This window comes from Ramlibacter aquaticus (assembly GCF_015159745.1).
GTDB classification, from domain to species: Bacteria; Pseudomonadota; Gammaproteobacteria; order Burkholderiales; family Burkholderiaceae_C; genus Ramlibacter; species Ramlibacter aquaticus.
Genome location: NZ_JADDOJ010000111.1, coordinates 1 through 11,003, shown reverse-complemented (window position 1 = coordinate 11,003; position 11,003 = coordinate 1). Strand labels below are relative to the sequence as shown.

The following is an 11,003-nucleotide window of genomic DNA, read 5'->3' as shown; positions in this document are numbered from 1 at the left end:
TAAAGGTCTTGCGACCTAGTTCCGAAGAACTTGGCAATCGCCTTCAAACGCCCACGCTTATCGGCTGTATGTTGTTAACGAACCTGCAGTCCAAAAGCGCCCAGCGCCTTCTTTCTGCGAACCTCGCTGCGATCAGCGAAGCCTTGAATTATGACAGTTTTTATGAAGACCTGTCAAACTCTAGGGTTTCTACCAACTTGACTCAGCATCTTTTTTCCTGTAGGAAACCGCCGCCTTGTCTTGTCAGCGAAGCCTTGAATTCTATACCGCTTTTCAGCAGTTCCTCAAGACATCCCCAGACTTTTTTTCCACCCTACCGAAGCAGCGCAACTTGCATCGCACCATCCCGGCTTCACTCGCCGCAGACCCCTTTCGGGGTCTGCCTGCCACCTGCCTTCGCAAGCCGCAGTGCTGTGTTCAGCGGAGCCCGCGACTATAGCACGCTTGATTTCGCGCTTTCCACACTCCGCCGAAAAAAACTTCGAAGCCGCCGCCGGGTATCGGCGTCCGCCCCCTGGTGTGGGGGCGGTCTCTCAGGGGCAAGGGGTAAGAAGAGGATGACCCCACAGCGCCTGCGACGGCAGCCCCGTCCAGCGTGTCAGCGCTTGAGTTCGGTCTTGCTCTGGATGATGCGACCCACCAGGCCGTACTCGATCGCTTCTTCCGCCGACAGCCAGCGGTCACGCTCGATGTCCTGCAGCACCGTGTCCAGCGGCTTGCCGGTCTCGCGGGCGATGGTGCGAGCCACCCGCTCGCGCGCCTTGATGATTTCCTGGGCATGGATCGCGATGTCCGTCGCCTGACCACCCGCCCCACCGCTGGGCTGGTGGATCAGGAAGCGGGTGTTGGGCGTGCAATAGCGGCGCTCGCGCGGGACGGCCAGGTACATGTGGGTGGCGGCGCTGCCCACCCAGCCGGTGCCGATCATGTTCACGGGCGCGGTGATGAAACGCAGCATGTCGTGGATCGCGTCCCCGGACTCCAGGTGGCCGCCGGGCGAGCTCACCAGCATGTCGATGGGTGCGGGCGAGTCGGCGTCCAGGGCAACGATGCGGCGCACGATGTCGGCGGCGGACTTGTCCGAGATCTCGCCGAACACCAGCACGGTGCGGGACTTGAAGGCCTTTTCTTCGAGGAAGGAATTGCGCGGCTCGGCCGTGGAGGGCGCGGTTTCGTTCTCGGGATGTTCCATGGTGGCTCCTTGTAGACGTGGCATGCCCCGATGATGGCACGGCCCGCATCCACCCTGCCCGACACGGGAGCCTCGCGCCCCGCCCTGCCGGCGCATTGCCTGCCCATCCATGGCAGATGTAACATAAGGTAGTACCCCCCGCTCGGGGACGAGGAGCCCTCTCGTGAATGTCGACCACCTAATGGGAGCGCTGGAAGCCAGGGCCCACGGGGGACTGCTGGCCGCCCCGCTGGACCGGGAGCAGTGGCTCAAGCTCCAGCCCTTCCTGCAGGTACGCTTTCTGCGCGCCGGCGATCCGCTGATCCGCCAGGGCGAGAGCGAACGCGAGGTCTACTTCCTGGCCGAAGGCGAACTGGAGGTGTCCGCCCGCACCCACGTGCTGGCGACGCTGGACGTCGGCAGCGTGGTGGGCGAAGGCACCTTCTTCTCGGGTGCGACACGCAGCGCGACCGTCACGCCCACCCGCACGGGTGTGGCCTGGTGCCTCACCCTGGACAAGTTCGAGGCCGTGGCCGCCCGGCATCCCGACGTCGCGGTCGCCCTGCTGCTGTGGCTGGGCAACATCCTGGCCAAGCGCATGCACACGGCGCTGCTGGCTGGCGAATTCACCTGAGCGCGGGCGCGCCTGGCGATGGGCGCGCTGCGGGGCAGCGAGGCCCGCGCGTCAACCCGGCCGCTTCTCCGACCAGAGTTCCCCGCCGGTCGCCCAGTGGGCGCGCGGGATGTCGTAGAGCAGCACGTCCACCGATTCGGGCTTGGACCCCAGCGTGTCGACCACGGCCTGGGTGAGCGCCTGCACGAGCGCGCGCTTCTGCTCGGGCGTGCGGCCCTCCAGCATCTCGACGCGAAGGGTGGGCATGGGAATCTCCTTGGAATACGGTGGACGGATCGGAACAGGGACGAACGCGCCAGCGGGCCGCCGCGTTCAGCCGCCGGTCTCGGCGCGAAAGCGTGCCAGCGTGGCCTCGTTGGCAGGATACAGCCCGGGCAGCGGGTGGCCCAGGCGCACCTGCTCCATGATCCAGGCCTCCAGCTTCTCCTGGCCCGGGCCGGCGGCAAGCACCTCGGGCAGCAGGGCCTCGGGGATGACCACGGCCCCGTCGTCGTCGGCCACGATCACATCGCCGGGGTAGATCGCGACACCGCCGCAGCCGACCGGCTCCTGCCAGTTCACGAAAATCATGCCGGTGGCCGACGAGGGGGCGGCCGTGCCCTGGCACCACACGCGCAGGCCGGTGTCGCGCACGCCGTTGATGTCGCGGATCACGCCGTCGGTGATCAGCCCGGCCACGCGGCGCTGCGCCATGCGGGCGCAGAGGATGTCGCCGAAGATGCCGGCGTCGGTGACGCCCCCCGCGGCATCCGCCACTGCGATGCAGCCCTCGGGCATGGCCTCGACCGCGGCACGGGTGGAGCGCGGCGAGGCCCAGGCCGCGGGCGAGGCCAGGTCCTCGCGCGCCGGGATGAAGCGCAGCGTGAAGGCCCGCCCGGCGACGCGCGGGCTGCCGCCGTGCAGGGGCCGCGAGCCGCGGATCCAGACCTGGCGCAGGCCCTTCTTCAACAGCAGGGTGGTGATGGTGGCCGTGCTGATGCCCTCCAGGGTGGCACGGGTGGCGGGGTCCAGCGGGGTCGGGCTGTCGCTCATGGCAGGCCTCGGCAAAAAAGATTTCAGGGCTGCGCCGGCGGGCGCAGGAAGTCGAAGTCGCAGCCGGCATCGGCCTGCAGCATGGACTGCTGGTACAGCCGCGCGTAGCCGCGCGCGGGCGGCGGCGGCGCGGGCGGCTGGGCCGCGCGGCGCGCCGCCAGTTCGGCCTCGTCCACCAGCAGGTCGATGCGACGCCCGGCCACCGACAGGCGGATGCGGTCGCCGTTGCGCACCAGGCCCAGCGGCCCCCCCACGGCGGACTCGGGCGCGACGTGCAGCACGATGGTGCCGTAGGCCGTGCCGCTCATGCGCGCGTCCGAGATGCGCACCATGTCCTTCACGCCGGCCCGCGCCAGCTTCTGCGGGATGGGCAGGTAGCCCGCCTCCGGCATGGCGGCGGCGCTGGTCGGCCCGGCGTTCTGCAGCACCAGGAAGTCGTCGGGCGTCACGTCCAGGGCGGGGTCGTCGATGCGGGCGGCCAGGTCCTCCAGGGAGCTGAAGACCACGGCGCGGCCGGTCCGCTCGAAGAGTTGCGGGTCGGCGGCGGAGCGCTTGAGGATGGCGCCACGCGGCGCGAGCGAGCCGAACAGCGCGACCAGCCCGCCCTGCGCACGGATGGGATCGGCGAAGGCATGCACCACCCCGCGGTCCACCCAGTCCGGCTCGGCCGCCAGCCGCTCGCCCAGCGTCTGCCCGGCCACGGTCGGGCAGTCCAGGTGCAGCAGCGGCTTGAGCTCGCGCAGCACCGCGCCCAGCCCGCCCGCCGCATGCAGGTCGGCCATGTAGTGCTGCCCGGTCGGCTTCAGGTCGACCAGCACCGGGGTGGTGTCGGACAGCGCGTTCAGCCGCTCCAGCGGGATCTCGATGCCGCGCCGGCCGGCGATGGCCGTGAGGTGGATGAGCGCGTTGGTCGAGCCGCCGATCGCCAGCAGCACGCGCAGCGCGTTCTCGACCGACTGCGGCGTGATCAGCCGGCTGGGCCGCACCGGGTCGGGCGACAGGGCCATCTCCACGGCGCGGCGGCCGCTGGCCTCGGCGGCGCGGATGCGGTCGGCGTGCACGGCCGGGATGGCCGCGGTGCCCGGCAGCGACAGGCCCAGCGCCTCGGCGATGGCGGCCATGGTGCTGGCCGTGCCCATCACGCTGCAGGTGCCGGCCGTGACGGCCAGCTGGCCCTCCACCGCCTCGATCTCCGCCGCGCTGACCTCGCCGGCGCGAAAGCGCGCCCAGAAGCGCCTGCAGTCGGTGCAGGCCCCCAGGCGCTCGCCGCGCCAGGGCATGGGCAGCATGGGCCCCACCACCAGCTGGATGGCCGGCACGTCGGCCGAGGCCGCCCCCATGAGCTGGGCCGGCACGGTCTTGTCGCAGCCGCCCACCAGCACCACCGCATCCATAGGCTGGGCGCGCAGCATCTCTTCCACGTCCATGGCCATGAGGTTGCGGAACTTCATGGAGGTGGGGTTGAGGAAGCTCTCGCCCAGCGAGATCGTGGGGAAGTCCAGCGGCAGGCCGCCGGCGGCCAGCACGCCGCGCTTGATCGCCTCCACCAGTTCCGGCGTGCTGCGGTGGCAGGGGTTGAAGCCGCTGGTGGACTGGGCGATGCCGACCACCGGCCGCTTGAGCATCTCGCTGGACAGGCCGGACTGGCGGGCGAAGCTGCGCCGCAGGTAGAGCGAGAAATCGGCGTCGCCGTAATGGGTGAGGCCGCGCTGCAGGCCTAAGGGTTCGTCGGGGGGCAAGGTCGGGCTTCCGGCATGACGCGAAGCCCCCACTCTAAGGCGCCCCGCGCGCCTGCGCACTCCGACGCAACCCTTGGAAACTCAGCGCTGGAAGACGTAGCTGCCGGGCGCGGCGACGGTCTTCCCATCGGGCCCGCGCAGGCCCCGGACCGGGCGCGCCTTGACGCGGCCGCGGCTGGAATGCGTGTCCAGCCAGCGCACCCAGTGCGGCCACCAGGAGCCGGCCTCGGCGGGCGCCGCGTCGAACCAGGCCTGCGGGTCGTCAGGGGCCGCGCCCGGCGCATGCTCGGCATGGCGGAAGCTGGCTTCGGGGCTGGCCAGCGGCCCCTCGGGCGGGCTTACGATGCCCACGTTGTGCCCGCCCGAAGCCAGCACGAAGCGCACCGGCCCGCCGACCCTGCGGGCGATCTTGTAGACGGACTTCCAGGGCGAGACATGGTCGCGCTCGGTGCCCAGCACGAACAGGGGCACGCGGATGGCGTGCAGGTCCACCGGCTGGCCCAGCGCCACGTAGCGGCCCATGGCGAGCTCGTTGTGCAGGTAGAGCCGGCGCAGGTACTCGGAATGCATGCGCATGGGCATGCGCGTGGCGTCCGCGTTCCAGGCCCGCATCGCGGTCATGGGCGTACTCGCGCCCATCAGGTACTCATGGACCAGCTTGGACCACACCAGGTCCTTGGAGTTGATGAGCTGGAACGCGCCCGCCATCTGCACCCCGTCCAGGTAGCCGCGCTCGGCCATCAGGTCTTCCAGGAACGCCAGCTGGCTCTCGTCGATGAAGAGCCCGAGCTCCCCGGGCTCGGCGAAGTCGGTCTCCGCGGCCAGCAGGCTCACGGTCTTGAGGGGGTGACCGCCCCGGCGCGCGAGCACGGCCGCGGCGATGGACAACAGGGTGCCGCCCAGGCAGTAGCCCATGGCGTGCAGCGGCGTGCCGGGCACCGCCTGCTGCACCGCCTCCACCGCGGCGAGCACGCCCTGCGCGAGGTAGTCGTCCATGGAGAGCCCGGCCTGCTCGCTGCCTGGGTTGCGCCAGGACAGCGCGAACACGGTGTAGCCCTGCCCCACCAGGTAGCGCACCAGCGAATCGTCGGGCGTGAGGTCCAGGATGTAGTACTTCATGATCCAGGACGGCACCACCAGCACCGGCTCGCGCCGCACCTGCGGCGTGCTGGGCTCGTACTGCAGCAGCTCGATCAGCGCATTGCGGAACACCACCTTGCCCGGCGTGAGGGCCACGCCGCGGCCGGGCTCGAAGGCTTCGACGCCGCGCGGACGCCCGCCCGCCGCCACCGCGGCCGCGTCGCGCGCCCAGTTGACGAAGCCGTTGGCCAGGTTGAGCCCGCCGCTGCGCACGGTCTCCTGCAGCACCTGCGGGTTGGTGGCGACGAAGTTCGAGGGCGAACACATGTCCAGCCACTGCCGGGCCAGGAAGGACGCCAGCTCCTCGTGGTGGCGGGAGACGCCGCGCACGCCCGTGGTGGCCTCGCCCCACCACTGTTCCAGCAGCAGGAAGGCCTGCGACAGGGCCGAGTAGGGCATGTCGTGCCACGCCGGCCGGGCGAAGCGCTTGTCCTGCGGCGCCGGGTGGACGCAGTCCTCGCAGTGGCCCTGCACCGCCTGCGCGAGGAAGGTCGACCAGGCCAGCGCCTTCTGCGCCGCGCTGGCCGCCAGCTCGGCCTGCTTGGACGGGGTGACCGCCAGGTGCATGCCCCAGTCGGCCCAGGCCTGCGCCAGCGAGGCCGGGGAGATGCCGTTGGCCAGCCGGGCCACGGCCAGTTGCAGCGGCAGGTCCATGGCCGCGGGGCCGTCCGCGGGCGAGGTCTTGGGAGCGGTCTCGGGCATCCCGCCATCCTCGCGCGGCTGGGCTGGCCCGCGCTTGCGCTGGGTCAAGCGGGCAGCAGCAGCGAATGCTGCGAGCCGGTATGGAAGTCGCGCCAGGCCCGGTGCAGGGCCTCGGCCGGGTCCGCCGCGCGCAGCCCGCACAGCGGATAGAGGCGGTCCACCGCGTCGCGGCAGGCCTCCACCCAGGCGAGCGCCTGCAGGCGCAGCTGCTGCGCCTGCTGCGCGTCCACCGCGGCGCCCGCCTCGAGCGCGGCCCAGGCGCGGCCGACTTCGTCCAGGCACGCACGGCGGGCCGCGTCCATGGCCTGCACCAGGGCCTGCGGCCAGGCCAGGCCGGGCACCCGCGCGACGGCGAGCGGCAGCGCCAGCGCGGTGAAATGCCGGGCCATGCCCGACAGCGTGGCGGCCAGGGTGACGTAGGCGAAGGCTTCGAACGGGAATCGGTACAGCGCGCCGGGCTGGGTGGCCGCCTCGGGCCGGATCTCGAAGGCGTGGCTGGCCGGCACCCAGGCGCCCTCGATGAGAAAGCCCTGCGTGCCACTGGCGCGCAGGCCCATGGCCTTCCAGGGCGAGGTGCGCTGCACCGCCTCGGCCGGGACCACGAAGGCCCGCACGGCGCCACCGGGCAGCACCGCGTTCAAGGTGAAATGCGTGGCCCAGGGCGCACCGCTGGCGAAGGGCCAGGCGCCCGCCACGCGCCAGCCGCCTGCGTCCGGCTCGGCGCGTCCCAGGGGCGCACCACTGCCGGCCAGGCACAGGCGGGGCGTGGCGGCCAACGAAAGCGCCAGCGTCCCGGGCAGGAAGCCGGCGAACCAGCTCGCGCCCGCGCACAGGGTGGTCATCCAGCCGCAGCTTCCGTCCGCGGCGGCGATCGCCTCCAGCAGGGGCAGGGCCTCGGGCAGGGCCATCTGCGGGCCGCCCGTGCCGGCGGGCAGGTACAGGCGCAGCCAGCCGCGCCTCTCCAGCACGGCGCGCTGGGCCGGCTGCAGCGCACCCGCTGCATCGCTGGCCGGCGCCCAGCGGGCGATGCGGGCCAGGTCGCGCGCCAGCGGCGTCACGACTTGAGCAGCCAGGCCATGGCCTCCGTGGCATCGTAGAAGGTCTTGACGTGCAGCCCGGCGAGTTGCGCGGCGCGGGCCGCGGGCGCGTCCAGGAAGCCCGGCGGCACCACGGCCGCCACGCGCTGCACGCCCCGCAGCGCATGGAAGGCCTGGGTGCCGAACTGCAGGTGCTCGGTGAAGCTGAGCTGCGGTTGCACGCCGCCCAGGTCCGCGAGGATGAGCTTGTGGCCACCGCGCGCGGTCATGTCGCCCAGCAGCGCCACCAGGCCACCCAGCTCCATCAGGCCGGCCGGGCCCGCGGCCTGCACGTGCAGGACCAGGGAACTGCTGTCGACGGTCAAGCTGAAGGGCACGGCCGCAGTGTAGCCGCGCGGCCGTCGCCCCGATGGCAGCAATCGATGGGGCGGGCGGGCCGCTGCTCAGCTTCGCACCCAGCGCATGGCCAGGGCGGCCAGCAGAACGCTGGCGACGGCGCTTGCCACGGCGAGCGCCAACTGGGCTGCGTCCGGCAGCGTGAAACCCAGCAGCGCCCGCCCGCCCGGCAGCGCGAGGGCCAGGGTGAAGGCCCCCAGCGCGAGTCCACCCACGGCCCAGAACGCGCGGTAGCCAGGGCCCAGCACGGCACGCCAGCCGGCCCCCTGGCTGGCGTTGAGCCAGACCAGCCCCAGGTTGCCCACCGTCAGCGCCACCATGGCCTGGGTGCGCGCCAGCGCGACGCTGCCGCCACCGTGCAGGGTGAAGGCATACAGCGCCAGGATGCCCAGCAGCAGCAGCCCGCCCTGCACGGCACCGCGCCGCAGCATGGGCCAGCCCACCAGCCCCTGGCCTGCCGGCCGCGGCGGCCTGCGCATCAGGCCCGGTGCTTCCGGCGCGCCCTCGAAGGCCAGCGAGCACAGCGGGTCGATCACCATCTGGGTCAGCACCACGTGGGCCGGCAGCATCAGCGGCGGCAGGCCCAGGAACACGGGCAGCAGCGCGAGGCCGACGATGGGCACGTGGATGGCCGTGATGTAGCCCATCACGCGCCGCAGGTTGTCGAAGATGCGCCGCCCGAGGCGAACGGCCGCCACGATGCGGTCGAAATCCTCGTCCAGCAGCACCAGGGCGGCGGCCTCGCGCGCCACGTCGGTACCGCGCACGCCCATGGCGATGCCGATGTGGGCGGCCTTGAGCGCGGGCGCATCGTTGACGCCGTCGCCTGTCATGGCCACCACCTCGCCGTCGGCCTGGAAGGCCTGCACCAGGCGCAGCTTCTGCTCCGGCGTGACGCGTGCGAACACGCGCACCGTGCGCACCGCCTGGGCCAGGCGCGCGTCGTCCATGGCCGCGAGCTCGGCGCCGGTGAGCACGCCACCGTCGACGGCGATGCCGGCTTCGCGCGCGATGGCCAGCGCGGTGGCGGCGTGGTCGCCGGTGATCATCGCCACGGCGATGCCGGCGCCGTGCGCCTGCGCGATCGCCGCGGGCACGGTGGCGCGCAGCGGGTCCTCGAAGCCGAGCAGGCCCAGGAACTCGAAGTCGTGGTCGTGGGCGCGGTCCGGGGCGGCGCCGGCGGGCGTGCTGCCGCGCGCCACAGCGATCACGCGCAGCCCTTGCGCCGCCAGCCCGGCCACGCGCTCCATCACCCGGGCCACATCGCCGGGCGGCAGGTGGCACAGGTCCAGCACGGCCTCGGGCGCGCCCTTGGCGGCCACGGTGCGCAGCCCTGCCCCGTCCGTCCAGGCCTGCGTCACGGCCAGCAGCTCGGGTGTCAGCGGGTATTCCTGCGCAATGAGCCAGTCGGGGTGCAGGTGGTCGGTGCCCGGGAACGCGGCGTCGCCGCGGGCGAGGATCGCGTTGTCCATGGGCTCCACGCCGCTGCGGCGCGAGGCGAGCATGCCGAACTCCAGCAGCGCATGCACGGCCTCGGGCAGGGGCGCGTCCGGTGCCAGCGGCGCGAGGTCGAAGTCCAGCGCAGCGGTCGCGACGCGACGCAGCCGCATGCGGTTCTCGGTCAGCGTGCCGGTCTTGTCCACGCAGAGCACCGTGGTGCCTCCCAGGGCCTCGATCACGGCGGGGCGACGGGCCAGCACGCGGGCCTGCGCCAGCCGCCAGGCCCCCAGCGCCAAAAACACCGACAGCGCCATCGGGAACTCCTCCGGCAGCATGGCCATGCCCGAGGCGATGCCCGAGAGCAGGCCCTGCAGCCACTGGCCCCGCACCAGGCCCCACCACAGCGCGAGGAGCGCGCTCAGCGCGACCGCCCCCAGCCCCAGCAACGCCACCAGCTTCTTCAGGCTGCGCTGCAAGGGCGTGGGCGCGCCCTCGATGTCGGCCAGCGAGCGGCCGATCGCGCCCACCCGGGTGGCCGCGCCGATGGCGCAGGCCTGCGCCACCCCGTGGCCGGCCACGACCAGGGTGCCAGCGTAGACGAAGGGCATGTCCTCGCCGCCGGCCGGCGGCGCGGTGGCCGGCAAGGCCCCCGCTTCGGCGCGCTTGCGCACCGGCACGGACTCGCCGGTCAGCAGGGACTCGTCCAGCGTCAGCGACGCGGCCTCGCGCAGCAGCGCGTCGGCCGGCACGCGCTCGCCCTCGCCGAGCAGGAACAGGTCGCCCACCACCAGCTCGCGCGCCGGGATGCGCTGCACGCGGCCGTCGCGCAGCACGCGGGCCTGCGGCGCCCCCAGCGCCCGCAGGGCCCGCAGCGCGTTCTCGCTGCGCCGCTCCTGGAAGATGACCAGCCCGACGGTGAGCAGGGCGAAGGCCGAGAGCAGCAGGCCCTCGCCCAGGTCGCCCACCACCAGGTACACCGCCGCCGCCGCCAGCAGCAGCACGAACATGGGCTCGCTGGCGATGCCGCGCAGCGTGAGCCACCAGCCACGGCCTTCGCGGGCCTCGATCTCGTTGGGGCCCTGCTCACGCAGGCGGCGCGCCGCCTCCCCGGCGGTGAGCCCCTGCAGGTTCGCCGCCGCAGCGCGGGTCTCTGTCATGCGGCGATGGTACGCCGCACGGCCTCACGCGCGATTGACGCGGGTCAGGCGCACTCAGCCCGCGTCCTTGCCTTTCCTGCGCGCCTTGCCACCGGGCGTGGCGCGGGGCTGGGCCTCATCCGTGCCGGCCCCGTGCGCATGGGCATGCTCATGCCCGTGCTCGTGGGTGTGGGCGCCCTGCCCGCCGCCGCGCGTGCCCTGCACGCTGCCGGCGGGCACCCGCGCCGCGACCCCGGCCTGCTGCACCTGCCGGCCCTGCGCCAGCCCCGGCTTGAGCACCACCTTGGTCCAGCCGGGTTCGCGGGCGTCGAAGTGGCGGTAGGCGTCGGGCGCCTCGTGCAGCGCGCATTCGTGCGAGAGCAGGAAGGACGGCTCGGCCCGTCCCTGCTCGATCAGTCGCATCAGGTGGCGGTTGTAGCGCTTCACGCTGCACTGGCCGGTGCCCAGGCTCAGGCCCTTGTTCCAGAACTCGCCGAAGTCGAAGGCGATCTCGCCGCGCTTGGCGAGTTCGTCGGCCGCGCCCGGGTCCTGGGGCATGAACACGCCCACCACCCC

The 11,003-nt window shown here is 72.6% G+C and carries 9 protein-coding genes and 1 pseudogene; 1 reads left to right on the top strand and 9 read right to left on the bottom strand.

What is annotated here, in order from left to right; all coding sequences use genetic code 11:
• Positions 1–598: 598 nt before the first annotated feature.
• Positions 599–1,192 (bottom strand): ATP-dependent Clp protease proteolytic subunit, encoded by a 594-nt coding sequence (locus IM725_RS18600; protein ID WP_193782131.1) that lies wholly within the window; start codon positions 1,190–1,192, stop codon positions 599–601.
• Positions 1,193–1,355: 163 nt separating this feature from the next.
• On the opposite strand from IM725_RS18600, the gene IM725_RS18595 reads away from it, so the two are divergent.
• Complete coding sequence (locus IM725_RS18595) at positions 1,356–1,805, top strand: Crp/Fnr family transcriptional regulator (RefSeq protein WP_193782130.1); 450 nt, start codon at positions 1,356–1,358, stop codon at positions 1,803–1,805.
• Positions 1,806–1,856: 51 nt separating this feature from the next.
• On the opposite strand, the gene IM725_RS18590 is transcribed toward IM725_RS18595, so the two are convergent.
• The 8 genes and pseudogenes from IM725_RS18590 to IM725_RS18555 all read right to left on the bottom strand — a co-directional run.
• Positions 1,857–2,051 (bottom strand): 4-oxalocrotonate tautomerase, encoded by a 195-nt coding sequence (locus IM725_RS18590; protein WP_193782129.1) that lies wholly within the window; start codon positions 2,049–2,051, stop codon positions 1,857–1,859.
• A 66-nt stretch (positions 2,052–2,117) separates the two neighbouring features.
• Positions 2,118–2,837: a ribonuclease activity regulator RraA gene (locus tag IM725_RS18585; protein WP_193782128.1), complete on the bottom strand. Its 720-nt coding sequence runs from the start codon at positions 2,835–2,837 to the stop codon at positions 2,118–2,120.
• 23 nt (positions 2,838–2,860) lie between these two features.
• Positions 2,861–4,576: a dihydroxy-acid dehydratase gene (locus IM725_RS18580; protein WP_193782127.1), complete on the bottom strand. Its 1,716-nt coding sequence runs from the start codon at positions 4,574–4,576 to the stop codon at positions 2,861–2,863.
• A gap of 81 nt (positions 4,577–4,657) precedes the next feature.
• Positions 4,658–6,418 carry a PHA/PHB synthase family protein gene (locus IM725_RS18575; RefSeq protein WP_193782126.1) on the bottom strand — a complete coding sequence of 587 codons (1,761 nt, stop codon included), beginning with the start codon at positions 6,416–6,418 and terminating at the stop codon, positions 4,658–4,660.
• 44 nt (positions 6,419–6,462) lie between these two features.
• The gene (locus tag IM725_RS18570) at positions 6,463–7,476 is read right to left on the bottom strand and encodes an acyl-CoA dehydrogenase family protein (protein WP_193782125.1); all 1,014 of its coding nucleotides are present in this window, start codon (positions 7,474–7,476) and stop codon (positions 6,463–6,465) included.
• The gene (locus tag IM725_RS18565) at positions 7,473–7,832 is read right to left on the bottom strand and encodes an STAS/SEC14 domain-containing protein (protein ID WP_193782124.1); all 360 of its coding nucleotides are present in this window, start codon (positions 7,830–7,832) and stop codon (positions 7,473–7,475) included. Before IM725_RS18565 ends, IM725_RS18570 begins: the two co-directional genes overlap by 4 nt.
• 66 nt (positions 7,833–7,898) lie before the next feature.
• Entirely contained in the window at positions 7,899–10,448 is a 2,550-nt protein-coding gene (locus IM725_RS18560) for a cation-translocating P-type ATPase (protein WP_193782123.1), read from the bottom strand.
• Positions 10,449–10,502: 54 nt separating this feature from the next.
• A pseudogene (locus tag IM725_RS18555) lies at positions 10,503–11,003 on the bottom strand (hypothetical protein); the annotation flags it as partial.